An 18541-nucleotide genomic window follows, 5' to 3' on the forward strand; every position below is an offset into this window, starting at 1 on the left:
AATAGTCGGCGTGGCCGGGGCAGTCGACGTGGGCGTAGTGGCGGGCAGCCGTCTCGTATTCGACGTGCGCCGTCGAAATGGTGATGCCGCGGGCCTTCTCTTCCGGCGCCGCATCGATCTGGTCGTAGCGCTTGTATTCGCCAAAATACTTGGTGATCGCCGCCGTCAGCGACGTCTTGCCATGATCGACGTGGCCAATCGTGCCAATGTTCACATGAGGCTTGTTACGCTCGAATTTACCTTTTGCCATAGTCTCTTTCCTTGGACGGCCTTGACCTTCAGTTCAGTCGAATGCGGGGCGATTAGCGACTACGGCTGAAAAACACAAGTGCCTTGTGGCCGGGAGTGCGCGCACTCGGTCCGAACCGATGATCCGATTTCGGGGATATGACGCGGATATAGGAACGCGCGGCAGAAAATGAAATGGCGAAGGCTCGCCTCAGTGAATGTCGGCATATCGCCGGTCGCGACCTGTCTGCCCCTGCCGGACTTGCCGCCGGCGGCTGGCCCATTGCCGCCGCGGTGCCAGTCTGATTTGGTCACCCAATGCATTTCATCCCGATCACCATCCGCGGCCCGCTGTTCATGATCGTTTCAACGGGGTCATACCTCGTCAACGACACGATGATGAAGCTCGCGACGTCAGGGCTGCCGCCTTATGAAGTGCTGTTCCTGCGCGGGGTGGCCGCCTCGCTCTGGGGCTTCCCCTTGTTGTTCCTGCTCGGCTACGCCAGGCAGGTTCCGCTGATCCTCGACAGACGCGTGCTGGGCAGAAACGTCCTCGAGCTGGCGGCAATCCTTTGCTACGTGGTGGCGCTGGCCAACATGCAGATCGCCGATTCCACTGCGCTCGGGCAGATCACCCCCCTCTTGATGCTGGTCGGCTCATCGATCCTGTTTGGCGAACGGATCGGCGGCGTGCGCATGGCGTTGATCGGGTTCGGCTTCATCGGCGCGCTGATGGTCGCGCAACCGACGATGCAGGGCATCTCCGTCTATGCCTTGCTGGCGCTCGGCAACGCAGCGCTTTCCGCCGCGCGCGATCTGGCCGGGCGCAGGGTCGCGGCCGAAGTGCCTGGCATGATCGTTGCCATTTCGGCGGTCGTGGTGGTGCTGGCCGGTGCCGGTATTGCGCATCTGGTTTCCGAGCACTGGGTGATGCCGGAACCCCGTCACCTGCTGCTTATCGCCGGTGCCGGACTGTTCCTGATCTTCGGTCACTTTTTCATCTTCATGGCCTATCGCGTCGGGCCGACCAGCCTGGTGGCGCCGTTCTACTACTGCTTTACGGTCTGGGCCGTCATTTCGGGGCTGGTTGTGTTCGGGCAATTCCCGAACGCACTGGCCGTCTGCGGCATCCTGCTGGTGGTGGCCAGCGGGCTGACCATCGTGTCGCTCGACGAGCGCAGGCGCCGGCTGACGGTCGTCGCCTAGACCACGGTCCAGCCAACGCGCAGAACCGATGTATCCCGGAAAACATGCGGCGTTGCAGGTCTGCGCGGGGCGCAATGTGCCAGCACTTTGATTTTTGCGGTTGGAAATCTGGAGCGGGTAGCGGGAATCGAACCCGCATATTCAGCTTGGAAGGCTGCTGCTCTACCACTGAGCTATACCCGCGCCTTTCAGTGAAGTATCGGATTCACCCGAAAACCGCCATGCACTTTTCGGTTCGATGCTTGTTAGTTAGCATCGGATTCGCCCGAAAACCGTTATCCACTTTTCGGTCCGATGCTTTGCGTTTCAGGGCTTCCGGGCCGGCAGTGGTGGAGAGGGTTGGATTTGAACCAACGTAGGCATAGCCAACGGATTTACAGTCCGTCCCCTTTAACCACTCGGGCACCTCTCCAGTCTGCCGCCGGAGCCATGCAACGAGGCATCGACGCGGCGAGGCCGCCTCAGCAGCCCTTCCGCGAAGCGCCTTATGGCGGCACCGCCCAAAACTGTCAACCGCAACAACCAGGCAAAACGCGCTGAATTTCACAAGCCGGGCAGCGGGCAGCTTTCTGCGCTGTATCCATGACCGGACGACACGTCTATAGAAGCCGGCCATGAGCAACGACAACAGTTCCAAGACCCCAAAAGACACCCACTACGCCAAGCTGCGCCGCGCGCACCGCGACGAGAAGGCTGGCGGCGCGCCGGCCTTCAGGCCACGCCAACCGGTGCCGCCCGGCGAGCATGCCGCCGACGGGCTGGTGCGGCTCTACGGCTTGCACACGGTGCGGGCAGCGCTCGACAATCCGCGCCGGCGGATCAAAAGAATGCTGGTGACCCGCAACGCCGCCGAGCGTCTGGAGATCGCCGATCTCGCCGGTTTGCCCTTCAAGACCGAACTTGTCGAGCCCAGGGACATCGACAAGATCACCGGCTCGGACGCCGTCCATCAGGGCGTGCTGATCGAGGCAGAACCGCTGAAGCCGAAGCGCCTCGATGCGCTGGGCGATGCCAGGCTGGTGCTGGTGCTCGACCAGGTCACCGACCCGCACAATGTCGGCGCCATCCTGCGCTCGGCAGTCGCCTTCGGCGCCGGCGCGCTGATCACCACGGCCCGCCACAGTCCGCAGGAATCCGGCGTGCTGGCAAAATCGGCCTCGGGCGCGCTGGAACATATCGACCAGATCGAGGTGAAGAACCTGGCCGACGCGCTGGGACAACTGCACGAAGCCGGCTTCCAGACGATCGGCCTCGATTCGGAAGGACCGGCCGAACTGGAAAAGAGTTTTTCGGGCGACAAGATCGCGCTGGTACTCGGCGCCGAAGGTAAAGGCCTGCGCCAGAAGACGCGGGAGACGGTGACGACACTGGCCCGCCTCGACATGCCCGGCGCCATTCGTTCGCTGAATGTGTCCAACGCGGCGGCGGTGAGCCTTTATGCGGCGCGGAAGTTTTTGGGGTGAGGGAATAGCGAGTAGTAAGTCATGAAAATTAAGCTGGAGACGCAGCTCCACTACTGACTACTGACTACTGACTACTGACTACTGACTCCTACCCCACCTCATGCCCCGCCATCCGCTCCAGCGCGCGAACCAGCGCCGAGTGATCTTCCTTCGCCCCACCATTGGCCGCACAGGAGTTGAACAATTGCTGCGTGGTAGAGGTGTTGGGCAAGGAAACCCCAAGCGCCTTCGCCCCCTCCAGTGCCAGATTGAGATCCTTCTGGTGCAACTCGATGCGGAAGCCGGGCGCAAAGGTGCGTTTGACCATGCGCTCGCCATGCACTTCGAGGATGCGCGAGGCCGCCAGCCCGCCCATCAGCGCCTGCCGCACCTTGGCCGGGTCGGCGCCAGCTTTCGATGCAAAAACAAGAGCTTCGGCGACGGCTTCGATGGTCAGCGCGACGACGATCTGGTTGGCGACCTTGGTGGTCTGGCCGACGCCGTTGGGGCCAACGAGCGTGATGTTCTTGCCCATCTTCTCGAAGACCGGCTTCGCGCGCTCGAACGCCTTGTCCTCGCCGCCGACCATAATGGTCAGCGACGCGGCCTTGGCGCCGACCTCGCCGCCGGACACCGGCGCGTCGAGATAGTCGCAGCCGAGATCGTTGATTTTTTTGGCGAAGACCTTGGTCTCGATCGGCGAGATCGAGCTCATGTCGATGACCAGCTTGCCCTTGGTCAGGCCGGCGGCGACGCCGTTGTCGCCGAACAGAACATCGGCCACCTGCGGTGTATCAGGGACCATGGTGATGATGATCTCGGCAGCCTTGGCCACAGCGTCATGGCCAGAGACTGACTTCAGACCCTTGGCGACGAGGTCGGCCGGTGGCTTCGAACGATGGTCGCTGCTGACCACCTTGTAGCCGGCGTCCAGCAGATGCCCCGCCATCGGCGCGCCCATGATGCCGAGGCCTATAAAGCCGATGGTTTCCATTGTTGTTCTCCGTCTTTTGTTCGGCCGCGTTCCGTCGCGCCCCCCTCTGTCCTGCCGGACATCTCCCCCACGAGGGGGGAGATTGGATGTCATCTCGGCTTTCGCGAATCTCCAACGTTGCAGGAATGAGCGAGGCGCCGAAGCTGCCGATCTCCCCACCTGTGGGGGAGATGGCCGGCAGGCCAGAGGGGGGCGCGAAGGATCGCGACTTCAATTTCAATAGCTAAGCCGCCGCGCTCCCCTGCCCGGCCAGTTGCCTGAACCACCCGAGCCCAGCCTCCGTCCCCGCCTTCGGCTTGTATTCCGCCCCGATCCATCCCGCATAACCCAGGCGGTCGATATGCTCGTAGAGGAAGGGATAATTGATCTCGCCCGTCCCCGGCTCGTGACGGCCGGGATTGTCCGCAAGCTGGATATGCGCGATGCGGCCGAGGTTTGCCTCGATGGTACGGGCGAGATCCCCCTCCATGATCTGCATGTGATAGATGTCGTATTGCAGGAACAGGTTTTTTGACCCGACCCGGTCGATCAGTGCCAAGGCCTGCTTCGAAGTGTTCAGGAAAAAACCCGGTATATCGCGCGTGTTGATCGGCTCGATCAGAAGGCGAATACCAGCGTGCTCTAGCTTCTCCGCCGCGAAAGCCAGGTTTTCGGCAAAGACGTTTTCCAGCACCGTGCGGTCGGCGCCTTGCGGGGCGATGCCCGCGAGGCAGTTGACCTGCTCGCAGCCCAGCGCATGCGCATAGGTGATGGCCTTGGCCACGCCTTGCCGGAACTCGGGCACGCGCTCCGGCAGCACGGCTATGCCGCGCTCGCCCTTGCCCCAGTCGCCAGCCGGCAGGTTGAACAGCACCTGCGTCAGGCCGTTCTTCTTGAGCCTTGCCGCCACCACGTCGGGTGCATGATCATAAGGGCCGATATATTCGACGCCCTTGAAGCCGGCGCGGGCGGCGGCATCGAAACGGTCGAGGAAATCATGCTCGCCAAAGAGCATCGAAAGATTGGCTGAAAAACGCGGCATTCTTTTTCTCCTTTTCTCCGCCAGGCCAAGATGTGTTGAGATTCAGGTCAGGCCGAGCCGAAAATGGTGGGTTACGAGAACCGGAGCGGAGCGTACTTTTGGGTACGTGAGCACCGGAAGCGCAGGAAGCCGCCATTTGCAGGCCGGCATCACCTGAATATCAGCATACCTTAATCCAACATCACGATAGCCGTCGGGGCGTCTTCGTTATGTTCGGCAAGCTCCTCGAATTCGGTGATCTTGTCGATCTCGGTGCCCATTGAAATGTTGGTGACCCGCTCGAGGATGAATTCGAGCACCACTGGAACCTGGTGTTCCTTCATCAGCCGCTGCGCCTCCTTGAAGGCACCGGCGAATTCCTCCGGCTTGCGCACCCTGACCGCCTTGCAGCCCATGCCTTCGGCAACAGCGACGTGATCAACGCCGTAGCCGGCTTCGGCATCCCCTTGGCGGTTGACGTTCTCAAAGGCGAGGCTGACCTCGAAATCCATCGCAAAACCGCGCTGCGCCTGGCGGATCAGGCCGAGATAGGCATTGTTCACGACGACGTGGATGTAGGGCAGTTTGTGCTGCGCCCCGGCCGCCAGTTCCTCGATCATGAACTGGAAATCATAGTCGCCCGACAGCGCCACTATAGTCCGGTCCGGATCAGCGGCGCGAACGCCCAACGCCGCCGGCAGCGTCCAGCCCAGAGGTCCGGCCTGGCCGCAATTGATCCAGTTGCGCGGCTTGTAGACGTGCAGGAACTGGGCGCCGGCGATCTGCGACAGGCCGATCGTGGTGACATAGGTGGTGTCGCGGCCAAACGCCTTGTTCATCTCCTCATAGACGCGCTGCGGCTTCAGCGGCACCTGGTCGAAATGCGTCTTGCGCTTCATCGTCTTCTTGCGCGCCTGGCATTCCTTGGCCCAGCCCGACCAGTCGCGCAGCTTTCCCGCCGTTCTCCATTCGGTGGCGACGTCGAGCAGGATTTTCAGCGCCGCACCGGCATCCGAGACGACGCCGAGGTCCGGCGCGAAGACACGGCCGATCTGCGTCGGCTCGATATCGACATGGATGAACTTTTTGCCCTTGGTGTAGACATCGACCGAACCTGTGTGGCGGTTAGCCCAGCGGTTGCCGATGCCGAAGACGAAGTCGGCCTCGAGCATCGTCGCATTGCCATAACGGTGCGAGGTCTGCAGCCCGCACATGCCGGCCATCAGCCGGTGGTCGTCGGGGATTGTGCCCCAGCCCATCAGTGTCGGAATGACCGGAACGCCAGTGATTTCGGCAAATTCGATGAGCAGATCGGACGCATCGGCATTGATGATGCCACCGCCGGCGACGATCAGCGGCTTGTCCGCCGCATTGAGCATGGTCAATGCCTTCTCCGCCTGGCCGCGTGACATCGCCGGCTTGAACGGCACCATCGGCTCATAGGCATCGATGTCGAACTCGATCTCGGCCAGTTGCAGATCGACCGGAAGATCGACGAGGACGGGACCCGGCCGCGACGAGCGCATCAGATGAAACGCCTTCTGCAGCGCCATCGGCACCAGATAGGGCTCCATGACTGTGACCGCCCATTTGGCGACGGGTGCGGCAATGGCGGCGATGTCGACCGCCTGAAAATCTTCCTTGTTGAGCCGTGCGCGCGGCGCCTGCCCGGTGATGCACAGGATCGGGATGGAATCGGCCGCGGCCGAATAGAGCCCGGTGATCATGTCGGTGCCGGCCGGACCTGACGTGCCGATGCACAGGCCAATGTTGCCTGCCTTGGCGCGCGTGTAGCCTTCCGCCATATGCGAGGCCGCCTCGACGTGACGGGCGAGGATGTGGCGAACCGTGCCCCGCGCCTTCAGCGCCGAGTAGAACGGGTTGATTGCCGCTCCGGGCACGCCGAAGGCGCAGGAAATGCCTTCCTTTTCGAGAACGAGAACCGCGGCATCGACCGCGCGCATCCTGGCCATTTCAAGCCTCCACCGGAATTGTCATTGTTGGATGTCCGGATAATGCGCGCGTCGGTGCTATTTTTCAATTTTTTCAGAATATTTTTTCATTTCTAGAAAACGACGCCTGAGCACTGTTTTCATTCGCTTTTCCGTTTTCCATGGATTCGGCGTCGCAAAGCAGTGAAAAACTTTTTCATTGCTGATTCAGGAATATCTGGAAGAATGACGGGATGGAAACGACCGAAAAACGCCAGCGCGGCCGGCCGCGCTCCTTCAATGGCCCCACTGAGGCGGGTTCGGTGCAGTCGCTCGACCGGGCGCTGCGCATCCTCGCCATCGTCGCCGAAGGCAGCGGCCTGTCGCTGAGCGAGATATCGGCGCAAAGCGGCCTCGCCGCCTCCACCGCCTACCGCATGCTGACGACGCTGCAAAACCACGGCATGGTCGAGTTCGATACGAGCGACCAGCTGTGGTCGATCGGCGTCGAGACTTATCGCATGGGTGCCGCCTTCCTGCGCCGCCGCAAGCTGGTCGACCGCGCCCGCACCGTCATGCAGGAACTTATGGAAAAGACCGGCGAGACCGCCAATCTCGGCGTGGCCGAGGACGATTGCGTCGTCTTCGTCAGCCAGGTCGAGACGCATCAGGCGATCCGCGCCTTCTTCCGGCCGGGCACGCGCAGCCCGTTCCATGCCTCGGGCATCGGCAAGGCGGTGCTGGCGCATCTGGAGCCGGAGCGCGTCGGCGCCATCCTGCGCAAGGCCGGGCTGGAACGCTTCACCGGCAACACCCTGTCCGACATCTCGGCGCTGGCCCACGATCTGGTGGCGATCAAGCTGCGCGGCTGGTCGGTCGACGACGAGGAGCGGCATCCGGGCATGCGCTGTGTCGCCGCCGCCATCTTCAACGAGTTCGGCGAGCCGATCGGCGGCGTTTCCGTGTCAGGCCCGACCGTGCGGGTGACGCCGGAGCGGCTGGCCGAGATTGGCCCGCTGGTGCATGACGCGGCGGCGGCGGTTACCAAAATGATTGGCGGCGTCAGGCTGACCTGACTAAGCCCCGACCAGCGAGCCCCTCGCCGATACCTCGAAGACATCGAGCAGGATCGCTAGCCCGACGCCACAGGCGGTCAGGATGATGCCGGCCATGAAGATGCGGTTGGCGCGCTCGTAGATCGGCCGGCGCAGCGAATCCACCTTGAGCAGCAGCGACAGCGCCCGCATCTGCAGCGCGATGCCGACCAGGATCGGCACCACGGCAAGCAAATGATGGAATTGCCATGGGATCGGGTTGGCCGCCCAATGCGTGACAAAACCCAGCGAGAACGCCAGCAGGATGCCGACGGTGGTGACCGTGCCGTTGCGGAAAACCGGTTCGATCAAGTCTTTCCTGGGATCGTCCTCTTCCAAGGGCCCCTCCTCTGCTGGCATCGGATGATGATTGAGATTAAGGGCTTTGAAAATCTCTGTACACCGCCGAACAATCGCTTGAAGTTGGCGCCGCCCCTCATTGCCCTGCCGGGCATTTCTCCCCGTGAACGGGGAGAAAGAAGCCGGCCGCGGTCTCGGCGTTCTTTTCAGCAACGCTGGTGATTGGCGAAAGGATCGACGAGAGCGTCCTTCTCCCCGTCACCATACGGGGAGAAGATGCCGGCAGGCAGATGAGGGGCGGCGCCGACGGTCGATCGATTCAAACGAGTGGCAGACCGCCTCACACAGCAGAAAAAGGGGCTGTGGGAGCCCCTTCTTCTCGCCTGAAACGGTCCTCCTTCTTTCAGAGCCTGCAGTAGTGGGGATAGCCGTCGTAGCCGATGTAGGTGTTCGAGCCCGCGTCATAGCTGGCGTAGCGGGCGTAGCAGCGGCGGATGTGGATCGAGTCGTAGTCCTCCTCGACGTAGACGGTGCGCGGCTGCTGGGAGAGCAGGCTGCCGAGTACGAAGCCGCCAACGCCGGCGGCAATGCCGATGCCGATTTCACGGTTGTGATGGTTGTGGGCGGCCGAAGGCTGCACGGTGCCGACCAGCATGGTGGCGGCGACAGAGGTGGCGATGAGGCCGGAAACGAAAGTACGCATGATGATCTCCTTGCTTCGTTGAGAGAGGCGATCCATCCGCCTCTTGATCATCAGTCGCAGCGAGCAAGAAAAAGGTTCGAAAGATTTTTCGATTCTTTTTCGAAGGCTAGAAATCGGCCGGTCGGAACCCCGATCGATCGGCAGAGTCCGGCGCTGAACGCGAAAAGGGCGGCCGAAGCCGCCCTGTCGTCGCAACTTCGAGAAAGGTTTTGGGTGAGTAGCGAGTAGTGAAAATTCGCTATCGTGGGATCGAAGCCTCCCTACTCACTACTCACTACTCACTACTCACTATTCCCTACTTACTCCCTTTCACCCCATCCCAGTGACATGGCGCAGCCAGAACGCCAGTGCGATGAAGCCGATGATGGTAGTCACGCCGGTCCAGTCGACATTGGCGCTCTTCACATCCCTGATAAGCTTCACCAGGAGAAGCCAGGCCACGATGACGAGCGGCAGAATGATTACAAGTCTGATCATGCGACACCCCCGTTGAGGCGATTGCACCTTCAAATCATATAGGAAGCGATTTGGCCGTTTTCAGGATGGCCACCCCAGCGGCTCGGAGCCCGCACCGCCAACCGAAAACGGAGTTTTGTCTTTACTGGCGCAACAAATATGCTAACCGGAGCGCCGTGCCCTTGTAGCTCAGCTGGTAGAGCAGCGGTTTTGTAAACCGAAGGTCGGCGGTTCGATTCCGTCCGGGGGCACCAATTTTACTTATCGAATTGAAATAGCTGTAGCGTTTGGCGCAAAGCGATCCCGCATGAAACGCCATGCAGCAGGTTGCGGTCGGAACCACGCATTTCCGGGCTTTGTCAGATATTCCCACTGAGTCCATGCAACACGCGTGCAGCATTCGCCAGCGGTCGATCGCGCGCTGGTGGGCTGAGCGCACCATTGCGGGAGGCGAAGGTTGCGTTCGCGCACAGGTTGCGCGATGCTGCCCTTGGGCAAGGGGCAAATCAATGGCAAGCAAGATCGAGAAGGCGGCGATTACCATCGACAAGTGGGAGGTAGCCATGAGTGAAGTAGTCGGCGGTGTCGTCCTACTCCTGTTCCCGGCCGAAGGTGATGTTGTTCCGATCATACTTAGGCCCGCTCAGGCGACAAAGTTGGGCCAGGATCTACAATCGCCCAAGTTCATACCGAAGCCGACAGTACAATAATCTAACACCACAGAGACAGCGCGACATGATCGGCATGGCCGCTTGCCTCCTGCTGGCCGGCATGGACGCCTATTTGCTGCTGCTTTAGCCCAACGTTGGCCGAGGCGTGATCTCCTCAATCCTCACCTTGTCGCCGATCTCCTTCGCCATGGCCAAAGCCTTGTCCTTGTCCTTGGTGGTCAGCACGGTTCGCCAATGCGGCTTCTCGAAGACGGTCACGACGTAGGTTGTTGTTGCGGGCTCAGGTCCGGCTGGCATACTTCACCTTGCCCCACTGGCTGCATTGAGGACACAAAGGGCGGAGATAGGCCAACTTGTCGCCCGGAATATTTCCGAAACTGGTGATCGTCAGGCTACCACCATTGAAACCCTCCAGGCTGTAAGACTCCCAGGTCCCGCTGAGGGGCTGATCGTCCTGTCGTAGTTTCAAATACCCGGTGCGACCGCATTCGCAAACCAGCTTTTCCCGTAGAACAGTTGAGAGCACTTAGGACTGCCTTCCCGCGGTGCGGCGCCGGATGGGCGGTGCGGCTTGGAGACATCTTGGGGATGCGAGGCCGCACCGGTCACTGGCGGGTTTTGTTTTGGCGTTCCCCGCGAATGCCTAAACTATTGGCATATTAGCAACTGCGCAATTAAGCCTATTGGCGGTACTTAGACTGAAGTCGTGGATGGCGCTACCCATCCGTAGGGGCTTGCACCGGCCCAGTTCCGAACCATTGAATGAACGGCGCATCCTTGCCGGTGATATCCTTGACCGTCTTCAAGGGAGCCTAATGCATGCGCCGGAGTGCCCATGCGCCGGTACGCCGACGCTCATGCGATGATCGCACCACCGACCAAAATCGGCAATGAAGATGAGGCTCCTCCGCGCAGCAGCGTGCCAATCGCCGAACCTTGGTAGGCAACGTCCACGGCACTCGCTTCGGCAGAGCTTCCGCCTGCCTGACCTCGATCTCGCAGACGGGAACGGTTCAGAACTTGTAGCTGGCAGTGACCGAAACAGTGTGTAGGTCGACGTCCTCATGACGATCGAAGAGCGGGGAAGCCGGCGGCGGTGTGAAGCTTTCCCTGCCGAAATCATAGTACCGGTATTGTGCGCCCAGAATGATCTGGTCGGTCATGGCATAGTCGACGCCGGCGCCGGCGGTCCAGCCGATGGCGGTGTTTGTCTCCGAGTGGGTTTCGCTCAGGAAGGTGAAATTCTGCGCCATCTCGATGCCGCCGAATGCGACGCCGCCGGTTCCGTAAACCAGCAGGCGGCCCATCGGCAGGCCGATCTTTGCATCCAGCGAGCCGAACCATTGAATCTTGGTATCAAAGAAATTGCCCACGGGTACCGAAATATCGCCACCATCCTTTATTCCGGCAAAGTTCGCCTCCGCCTCGACACCGGCAACGATCTGGCCGAACTGCCACAAAGCCGCGACATGGCCACCTCCGAACGCACCACTGGGATCGAACGTCTTGCGATCGGTGAGGACGACTTCGTTCTGCAGAAACGCCTTGCCCCAGCCTCCACCTGCCTGAACCCCGACATACACGCCTGACCAATTGTAGGTCGAGCTTTCGGCCGGAATGTCTACCATCGGATCGGCGGCCATGGCCGGGCTTGCAGTCGCTGCAGCCAACAGCGCCGCGCCTGTGATGAAAATGAACCGCATGAAAACCCCCGCCGCGCCGCTGAGCAAATTGCTTCTGGCGCTAAGCGGCTATAGCGGTCTTTCGATCAACCTTAAGTCTCATATATGCAACACGCACAACATTTGGTTGTGACCTTCTTGGCGCAGCCAACGATTGTGACCGGCAGGCAGCGTAAATGCTGCAGAGCGCCGTGCCCTTGTAGCTCAGTTGGTAGAGCAGCGGTTTTGTAAACCGAAGGTCGGCGGTTCGATTCCGTCCGGGGGCACCAGTTGGCCACGCGCAATCGGAAGGCCTATCGAACCTTTCTGCGAGAGAGCTCGGTCTTGACCCGGCGCTCATCACGCCACACGACGTCGATGTGCGGATACTGGCGTCAAGCATTACATCGCTGACAAGAAGCGACGGGCCGATTTATGTTGCCGCCCTCCCTCCTCAGGTATAAATTAGGAGTTGCTGATATTTAAACGCAGGGAGGCGAAAACAATGCGCCAATTTATCGACTGCCGAGAATACCCCAGCGAAATGAAGTGCTCCGTTGCCATATCGGCCGACACTGCGGAAGAGTTGATCAACGCGGCCGTCCAGCACGCGGTCTCAGTTCATGGCGAAAAGGACACTCCGGCCTTCCGCGCCGAGGTCAAGAAATCAATCCACCAGGGCACGCCGCCCAACTGAGGTTAACCTATCTGGGGCGCCAGGCAGGAAGGCCGCCGGCGTGCTTCTCCACCGGCGGCTTGCCAGCAGGCCGCCTGGGCGAGGCGTGCGCCAGCCCTGGAGCCCACGGCTGTAATTCAACATACGGCCGTGGTCCTGCTGCTGCTGACTTCTCCCGACGCTCTCACACCCCAATCGCCGCCACCAATATCCGGTTCTGCCTTCGTATCGCCGCGCGCAATTCCGGTATCTTTGCCTCGTCGCGTTTCACGAACTCGATGAACATCATGTTCATGTTGTTGAACACCAGTTCGCCGAGCGCCTCCCCATCGATGTCGCTCCGCACCAGGCCGAGCGCCTGCAGCCGGGCGATCAGCGCGCGGATCTGTTCGGTCAGCGACCGGTCGAGTCCGGTATAGGCCTGGCCGAACGGGCTGTCGGGCAATTGCGTCGAGATCGCCATCGCCTGCCGCCACATCTCCTTGCTGAGATAGTGCAGCGAGTGCTCGATATAGATGCCGAGCAGCGTATCCAGCGCATCGCCGACATTGGCCGGCGGGTTGGCGACGACGCCGCGCCCGGCATTGAGCACCTCGTTGACCTCCAGCGAGACGATGGCGCCAAGAATGTCGCCCTTGTTCTGGTAGTAATTGTAGATGGTGCCGACCGAGACCTCGGCCTGCGCCGCAATCGCCTCGATCTTGGCGCCCTCATAGCCGGCCTCGCGGAACAGCTCGGCCGCCGCCTCGATGATGCGGCGGTGCCGATCCGCCTTTTGCCGTGCCCGCAATCCGCTCATATCAGCCTCTTGCCATAAAAACAGAATTGACTCAATTTTAGAATTGGTTCAATTTTTTGCAAGAAGCCAAAAAGGCAAGGGAGAACACTCGATGTCCACGACCCTCACGTCCATCCTGAAGACCCATCTGCGCGCCGCGACCGCTGCCGCCGCGCTGCTGCTCGCCACAGGCGCTCACGCCGCCGATCTCAACGCCCTGATCTGGTGCGACCATGCCGATCCGGCACTGCTGCAGCCTTTCGAGGAAGCCAATGGCGTCAAGGTCAACGTCAAGGAATTCGAAGGCACCGGCGCTGGTCTCGCCATCGTCGACCAGTCGCAGCCCGGCGACTGGGACGTGATGGTGATCGATAGCATCGATGTGCCGCGCGGCGTCGAAAAGGGCCTGTTCGAGCCGCTGCCGGAGGACAAACTGCCGCTGGCCGATCTGTTCCCCGAGGTGAAGATGGATGGCTCCACCGTGGTCGGCGGCAAGCGCTACGGCATCACCGAAAAGTTCGGCTATAACACCATCGGCTTCAACAAGACCAAGGTCGATCCGGCCGACATGCAGTCGATGGCCGCCCTGACCGGCGACAAGTACAAGGGCAAGATCGCCATCTATGATTACTACCTGCCGGTCATCGGCATGGCCGCGCTCGCCATCGGCAAGAAGACCGCGGATCTGACCGAAGCCGACCTGCCCGCCATCAAGGCCGAGCTGCTCAAGATGAAGGCCAATGCCAAGCTGGTCGGCGAAGTCACCGCCAGCCAGACGGCGCTCGCCACCGGCGAGGTCGACATTCTGGTCGGTGGCGGCGAATGGGTGACGGCGGGGCTGGCCAAGGAAAACCCGGCACTCGACTTCTCCATCCCCAAGGAAGGTGCGGTTCTCTGGTCGCAGTCGCTCGCCATGTTCAAGGAGTCCAAGAACAAGGATCTGGCGCTGAAATTCATCCAGTACATTATGAGCCCGGAAGGACAGGCGCGGCTTGCCACCTCCTCCTGCTACTGGGGCATGCCGGCCAACACCAAGGCGGCACTCACCGACGACCAGAAAAAAATCCTGCGTTTTGACGAGCAGCCAGCCTTCCTTGCCCGCGCCCAATCTTACCCGGCGCCGAACGCCGATCTCGACAAGAAGATGCAGGACGTCTGGACCGAAATGCTGCAGGCGCAGTAGACGGCCGAGACCTTGAACACCGTCGCGAACAATACGCGTGCCCTAGCCCGGGCGGGCCGCGCCCTGCCCTGGGCGCTGGTCACGCCGGCGCTCGGCTGGACGCTTTTGTTCTTCGTGCTGCCCTTCGTCGCCATGGGGCTTTCCAGCCTGACGGCGCATGAGGGCGGCGGCTTCACGCTGACCAACTACAGCCAATTCTTCACCAACCCGTCCTACTGGCATGCGATGGTGAACTCATTGCAAGTGACCGCCATCGTCACCGTCATCTCGGTGCTGCTCGCCTACCCCTTTGCCTGGATCTTGGCCGAACAGGTGCCGGAACGCTGGCAGCGGCTGGCGCTGATGCTGGCCGTGCTGCCGTTCTGGACGTCCTATGTCGTGCGCTCCTATTCCTGGCTGCTGGTGCTGGCGCAGAACGGCGTCATCAACCGCGCCCTGACCGGCTCCGGCCTGTTTGCCGAGCCGGTGCAGCTGGCCAACACACGTTTCGCCACCGTCACCGGTTTCGTGCATTTCTTCGTCATGCTTTTGACGCTGACCATCTTTGCCAATCTGAAACAGCTCAGCCCGAGCTACCGCAAGGCCGCTGCCGATCTCGGCGCCGGGCCGGTGCGCACCTTCCTGCATGTCGTCCTGCCACTGACGCTGCCCGGCATCATGGTCGGCGCCTTCCTCACCTTCGTTCTCTGCATCGGCGACTACATCACGCCGCAAATCCTCGGCGGCAACAACGAGCTCCTGATGCCGCAGCTGGTGATGATGCAGATCGGCCGCCGTGGCGATTTTCCGCTGGCTTCGGCGCTGTCGATCATCCTGATGGCGGTCGTCACCATCGCTTACCTCGCCTGCGCCCGCTGGCTGAAGATCGAGCGGGCCTGAGATGCGCCAACTTGTCCGCATCGTTTCCTGGCTCTACGCAATCGCCATCTACGGTTTCATCTTCCTGCCCGTGGTCGTGCTGGTGCTGTTCTCGCTGCAGGCGACCTCGTTTCCGATCCCGCCCTTCACCGGCCCGTCGCTGCGCTGGTACGACGCGGTTCTTTCCGACACGCGGCTGACCTCGGCGCTGGTCAATTCGCTGCTGGTGGCGTCCGTCTCCTCTTTTGTCGCCGTCACGCTCGGCTTCCTCTCCGCCTGGGGCTTTGCGCGCTTCACCCTGCCTTCCTCGGCCCTGCTGCGCGGGCTGATCACACTGCCGCTGACGGTCAGCTATCTCATCATCGGCATGGGCTTGCTGGTGCTGTTCAACTGGGCCGGCGTGCCGAAGTCGCTGCTCGCGGCCGGCATCGGCCATGTCGTGATCAACCTGCCACTCTGCTTTGCCATCATCTACAGCCAGATGGGCGACCATCAGATCAACATCGAGCGCGCCGCACGCGACCTCGGCGCGCCGGAATGGAAGGTGCTGCTGCTGATCACCGTGCCGGTGATGGCGCCGGCCATCTTCGCCGGCTTCTTCCTGTCGATGACCTTCTCCTGGGACGAGTTCGTGATTTCCTTCCTGCTGACCCGTTTTGACACCACGCTGCCGGTCGAGATCTGGAACCTGTTGCGCTCCGGTCTCAATCCCAAAACCAACGCGGTCGGCTCGCTGGTCTTCGCCGTCTCCATCGTGCTGGTGGTGTTTTTTGAACTGACCTTGCTGCGGAGAAAGCCGGCATGACCGCACCCCTGGTCGACATTCGCGCCGTGTCACACCGCTTCGGCCAGCAGACGGTGCTGAAAAACGTCTCGCTGCAGATCGAACCCGGCAGCTACACCATCCTGCTCGGCCCCTCGGGCTCCGGCAAGACGACGCTGCTTTCCATTCTCGGCGGTTTCGTCACCCCGAGCGAGGGCAAAGTGTTCATCCGCGGCGAGGACTGCACCGCCGTGCCGCCGGCCAAGCGGCCGACGACGACAGTGTTCCAGGACTATGCCCTGTTCCCGCATATGAGCGTCGGCAGCAATGTCGGCTTCGGCCTGCGCATGCAGGGCGTCGATGGCACGACGCGAGCTGCGAAGGCGCGCGAGGCGCTGGCGCTGGTCGGGCTGGCTTCCGCCTTCGACAAGAAGCCGCACCAGCTGTCCGGCGGCCAGCGGCAGCGCGTGGCGCTGGCGCGCGCACTGGTCATCGAGCCGGCGGTGCTTTTGCTCGACGAGCCGCTTGGCGCGCTCGACCTCAAACTGCGCCGGCAGATGCAGGACGAACTGAAAGCGATCCAGAAGCGCGTCGGCACCGCCTTCATCCATGTCACCCACGACCAAGAAGAAGCGATGGCGCTGGCCGACCATTGCGTGGTGATGAATGACGGGCGCATCGAGGATGAAGGCCAGCCCGAGCGCGTCTATGCCCGCCCCGCGACACGCTTTTCCGCCACCTTCATGGGCGAAAGTACAATCCTTTCCGGCACAGTCACGGCGGCGACGGACAGGGCAAGCACGGTCGCGACGTCGGTTGGGCCGGTTTCACTGCCCGGCGCGTTACCGCAGGGCTCGGCTGTTGCGCTCGCCATACGGCCGGAGCACCTTGTCCTCGGTGCAGCGGCAGGCAACGTCGCGCTCGGCTCTGCCAAGGTAAGCGACGTCGTCTTCCAGGGCAGCTTCAAGCGCGTACTGGCCAACTCCGTCGAAGACCCGTCGCTGCAGTTCATCGCCAAACTTCCGGCCGCAGCCACCGTCCAGCCCGGCGACACGGTCGCGGTTTCATGCGACGCTGGCGACATCATTCTTTTGACAGACTGAGCGATGAGCACGCTTCCCATCATCGACGCGCCGAACTGGTACGAAACCATCCGCATGGGCGATGGTGTGACGCTGATCCACGAGCCATGGATCAAACCGTTCTTCCGCTGCAATATCTGGCATGTGCGCGGCCGCGACCGTGATCTGCTGTTCGACACCGGCCTCGGCCATTTCAGCCTCAGGCGTCACGTGCCGCTGGTGAGCGAGCAAAAGCTCATTTGCGTCGCCAGCCACACGCATTTTGACCATATCGGCTGCCATCACGAATTTCCCGATCGCTGCGTGCACCGCGCCGAGGCGAAAATCCTCGCCGATCCGCGCAACGAATGGACGGTCGCCGACCGCTATGCGAACGACGAGATGTTCGACGGCATGCCCGATGGTTGGGATACGGCGCGCTACCGCATCCTGCCGGCGCCGGCCGGCCGCTTGCTCGCGCAAGGCGATGTCGTCGACCTCGGCGACCGTACCTTCGAGGTGATCCACACGCCCGGCCATTCACCCGGCGGCATCGCGCTTTACGAAAACAGGACGGGCATCCTGTTATCCGGCGACATCATTTATGATGGTCCGCTGATCGACGATGTCTACCACTCTGTCGTCGACGACTATATCGCCACGCTGCTGCGCCTGCGCGATCTCGATGTCTCGGTCGTGCATGGCGGCCATTTTCCGAGCTTCGGCAAGGTGCGCTATCGCCAGCTGATTGATGAGTACCTGGAACAAAAGCGCCAAGCCGGCTGCCATCTCCTGCAATCCGCTAAGCGGGATTTGCAGCTGCGGCAGCGCCCGTAGGGATCGCGCCCGCACCAGTTTTCTATCCGATGTGAGCCAAACGCCTTCGTGCGGCCGTCTCCCTTCCGCGAAGCGCTCGCGATTTGGCCGGCTGCGCCGTCCCGGTGGACCTTCTAGGAGAACGTCGCAGCGTGAGTGGCTGCCGTATCGCCACCGAACGTGTTCTTCACCCTGACCGACCTGTAGACATAAGCGGCCCAAAGCCCCGTAAGCACGAAGGATGCCAAAGGCGGTACCAGCGCATCCCCAGCAAGCAGCCGGTTCACCGGGACACCGAGTATTGTTGTTATCCAAACGGTGTCCAGGATGAACAAGAGAGGAATCGCCAACCACAGGCACAGAAACAGTTGCGGGAAACGTCGGCTTCGCCGCAGCATCGAAACGAGCACAACCAGCTGAAGCGCCAGAAATGCCAGATAGAGGGCGGCCTCGCCATACACAGCCAAGGCCCCGTTAGGCACGGTAGCAAGCTGTTGGTAGCTTTTGACCGAGCCGGCCAAGTCAACAAGTGTGCGCAGCGGCGACAATGACACACCGATCGCCAGCAGCATCAGCCAGCCGCCAAATCCCTCAAGGTCGGTCGGATGCTGTGGAGACTTGCTTGCCGACCGGACGGCGAAGAAAACAGGCACGCCAATCAGCAACAGAAGTATCACCCAATGCCACATTTTCCCCTCCCAGCGACACATCCTTAGGTTG

General features: G+C 61.5%; 21 protein-coding genes and 4 tRNA genes. 12 read left to right on the forward strand and 13 right to left on the reverse strand.

Annotated elements, in window-relative coordinates; translation table 11 throughout:
• Positions 1-250 (reverse strand): GTP-binding protein (locus AC1DXN_RS26655; protein WP_477249863.1); only part of this gene is annotated, 250 nt, incomplete at its 3' end.
• Between the two features lie 296 nt (positions 251-546).
• On the opposite strand from AC1DXN_RS26655, the gene AC1DXN_RS26660 reads away from it, so the two are divergent.
• Positions 547-1434 carry a DMT family transporter gene (locus AC1DXN_RS26660; protein ID WP_477277466.1) on the forward strand — a complete coding sequence of 296 codons (888 nt, stop codon included), beginning with the start codon at positions 547-549 and terminating at the stop codon, positions 1432-1434.
• 109 nt (positions 1435-1543) lie between these two features.
• On the opposite strand, the gene AC1DXN_RS26665 is transcribed toward AC1DXN_RS26660, so the two are convergent.
• A tRNA-Gly gene (locus AC1DXN_RS26665) sits at positions 1544-1617 on the reverse strand.
• A gap of 144 nt (positions 1618-1761) precedes the next feature.
• Positions 1762-1846 (reverse strand) — tRNA-Tyr (locus AC1DXN_RS26670).
• Between the two features lie 202 nt (positions 1847-2048).
• Here AC1DXN_RS26670 and AC1DXN_RS26675 point away from each other — a divergent pair.
• On the forward strand, positions 2049-2897 hold the full coding sequence (locus AC1DXN_RS26675; RefSeq protein ID WP_477277464.1) for a TrmH family RNA methyltransferase: 849 nt from the start codon (positions 2049-2051) through the stop codon (positions 2895-2897).
• Between the two features lie 88 nt (positions 2898-2985).
• Here the strand turns inward: AC1DXN_RS26675 and AC1DXN_RS26680 are convergent, their stop codons facing one another.
• From AC1DXN_RS26680 to gcl, 3 genes are all read right to left on the reverse strand, one after another.
• Complete coding sequence (locus tag AC1DXN_RS26680; protein ID WP_477277462.1) at positions 2986-3870, reverse strand: 2-hydroxy-3-oxopropionate reductase; 885 nt, start codon at positions 3868-3870, stop codon at positions 2986-2988.
• 223 nt (positions 3871-4093) lie between these two features.
• Positions 4094-4891 carry a 2-oxo-tetronate isomerase gene (gene otnI, locus AC1DXN_RS26685; protein ID WP_477277460.1) on the reverse strand — a complete coding sequence of 266 codons (798 nt, stop codon included), beginning with the start codon at positions 4889-4891 and terminating at the stop codon, positions 4094-4096.
• Positions 4892-5061: 170 nt separating this feature from the next.
• Positions 5062-6843, reverse strand: coding sequence for a glyoxylate carboligase (gene gcl, locus AC1DXN_RS26690; RefSeq protein ID WP_477277458.1), 1782 nt, complete (start codon positions 6841-6843; stop codon positions 5062-5064).
• A gap of 212 nt (positions 6844-7055) precedes the next feature.
• Between gcl and bhcR the strand changes: the two genes are divergently transcribed.
• Positions 7056-7877 carry an HTH-type transcriptional regulator BhcR gene (gene bhcR, locus AC1DXN_RS26695; RefSeq protein ID WP_477248941.1) on the forward strand — a complete coding sequence of 274 codons (822 nt, stop codon included), beginning with the start codon at positions 7056-7058 and terminating at the stop codon, positions 7875-7877.
• Here bhcR and AC1DXN_RS26700 read toward each other — a convergent pair whose 3' ends face one another.
• The 3 genes from AC1DXN_RS26700 to AC1DXN_RS26710 all read right to left on the reverse strand — a co-directional run bounded on the left by AC1DXN_RS26700 (position 7878) and on the right by AC1DXN_RS26710 (position 9375).
• Positions 7878-8234, reverse strand: coding sequence for a hypothetical protein (locus tag AC1DXN_RS26700; RefSeq protein ID WP_477248942.1), 357 nt, complete (start codon positions 8232-8234; stop codon positions 7878-7880). It abuts the gene before it with no gap.
• Between the two features lie 364 nt (positions 8235-8598).
• Complete coding sequence (locus tag AC1DXN_RS26705) at positions 8599-8898, reverse strand: BA14K family protein (RefSeq protein ID WP_477277455.1); 300 nt, start codon at positions 8896-8898, stop codon at positions 8599-8601.
• Positions 8899-9207: 309 nt separating this feature from the next.
• Positions 9208-9375: a hypothetical protein gene (locus tag AC1DXN_RS26710; RefSeq protein ID WP_477248944.1), complete on the reverse strand. Its 168-nt coding sequence runs from the start codon at positions 9373-9375 to the stop codon at positions 9208-9210.
• Between the two features lie 157 nt (positions 9376-9532).
• Here AC1DXN_RS26710 and AC1DXN_RS26715 point away from each other — a divergent pair.
• Together AC1DXN_RS26715 and AC1DXN_RS26720 are read left to right on the forward strand one after the other, a co-directional pair.
• A tRNA-Thr gene (locus AC1DXN_RS26715) sits at positions 9533-9608 on the forward strand.
• A gap of 255 nt (positions 9609-9863) precedes the next feature.
• Positions 9864-10064, forward strand: coding sequence for a hypothetical protein (locus AC1DXN_RS26720; protein WP_477277453.1), 201 nt, complete (start codon positions 9864-9866; stop codon positions 10062-10064).
• Between the two features lie 84 nt (positions 10065-10148).
• Here the strand turns inward: AC1DXN_RS26720 and AC1DXN_RS26725 are convergent, their stop codons facing one another.
• Together AC1DXN_RS26725 and AC1DXN_RS26730 are read right to left on the reverse strand one after the other, a co-directional pair.
• Positions 10149-10322 (reverse strand): hypothetical protein, encoded by a 174-nt coding sequence (locus AC1DXN_RS26725; RefSeq protein WP_477277451.1) that lies wholly within the window; start codon positions 10320-10322, stop codon positions 10149-10151.
• A 716-nt stretch (positions 10323-11038) separates the two neighbouring features.
• A complete protein-coding gene (locus AC1DXN_RS26730; RefSeq protein ID WP_477277449.1) occupies positions 11039-11728 on the reverse strand; it encodes an outer membrane protein in 690 nt (229 codons plus the stop codon).
• A gap of 172 nt (positions 11729-11900) precedes the next feature.
• Here AC1DXN_RS26730 and AC1DXN_RS26735 point away from each other — a divergent pair.
• Together AC1DXN_RS26735 and AC1DXN_RS26740 are read left to right on the forward strand one after the other, a co-directional pair.
• Positions 11901-11976: transfer RNA gene (locus tag AC1DXN_RS26735), tRNA-Thr, on the forward strand.
• A gap of 215 nt (positions 11977-12191) precedes the next feature.
• Entirely contained in the window at positions 12192-12383 is a 192-nt protein-coding gene (locus AC1DXN_RS26740) for a DUF1059 domain-containing protein (RefSeq protein WP_477277447.1), read from the forward strand.
• Between the two features lie 163 nt (positions 12384-12546).
• Here the strand turns inward: AC1DXN_RS26740 and AC1DXN_RS26745 are convergent, their stop codons facing one another.
• Positions 12547-13161, reverse strand: a complete 615-nt coding sequence (locus AC1DXN_RS26745) for a TetR/AcrR family transcriptional regulator (protein ID WP_477277445.1) — start codon at positions 13159-13161, stop codon at positions 12547-12549.
• A 91-nt stretch (positions 13162-13252) separates the two neighbouring features.
• Here AC1DXN_RS26745 and AC1DXN_RS26750 point away from each other — a divergent pair, with 91 nt between their 5' ends.
• From AC1DXN_RS26750 to AC1DXN_RS26770, 5 genes are read left to right on the forward strand one after another with little or no spacing between them, the layout of a single operon-like run.
• Positions 13253-14323 carry a polyamine ABC transporter substrate-binding protein gene (locus AC1DXN_RS26750; RefSeq protein ID WP_477277442.1) on the forward strand — a complete coding sequence of 357 codons (1071 nt, stop codon included), beginning with the start codon at positions 13253-13255 and terminating at the stop codon, positions 14321-14323.
• A 12-nt stretch (positions 14324-14335) separates the two neighbouring features.
• Positions 14336-15202 (forward strand): ABC transporter permease, encoded by an 867-nt coding sequence (locus AC1DXN_RS26755; RefSeq protein WP_477277440.1) that lies wholly within the window; start codon positions 14336-14338, stop codon positions 15200-15202.
• A gap of 1 nt (position 15203) precedes the next feature.
• Positions 15204-15986: an ABC transporter permease gene (locus tag AC1DXN_RS26760; RefSeq protein WP_477277438.1), complete on the forward strand. Its 783-nt coding sequence runs from the start codon at positions 15204-15206 to the stop codon at positions 15984-15986.
• Entirely contained in the window at positions 15983-17047 is a 1065-nt protein-coding gene (locus AC1DXN_RS26765) for an ABC transporter ATP-binding protein (RefSeq protein WP_477277436.1), read from the forward strand. Before AC1DXN_RS26760 ends, AC1DXN_RS26765 begins: the two co-directional genes overlap by 4 nt.
• Before the next feature lie 3 nt (positions 17048-17050).
• Positions 17051-17842: an MBL fold metallo-hydrolase gene (locus AC1DXN_RS26770; RefSeq protein ID WP_477277434.1), complete on the forward strand. Its 792-nt coding sequence runs from the start codon at positions 17051-17053 to the stop codon at positions 17840-17842.
• Between the two features lie 113 nt (positions 17843-17955).
• Here the strand turns inward: AC1DXN_RS26770 and AC1DXN_RS26775 are convergent, their stop codons facing one another.
• Positions 17956-18510: a DUF2569 family protein gene (locus AC1DXN_RS26775; protein ID WP_477277432.1), complete on the reverse strand. Its 555-nt coding sequence runs from the start codon at positions 18508-18510 to the stop codon at positions 17956-17958.
• Between the last annotated feature and the right edge of the window lie 31 nt (positions 18511-18541).

It is taken from the genome of Mesorhizobium sp. P2_H9, assembly GCF_056403215.1.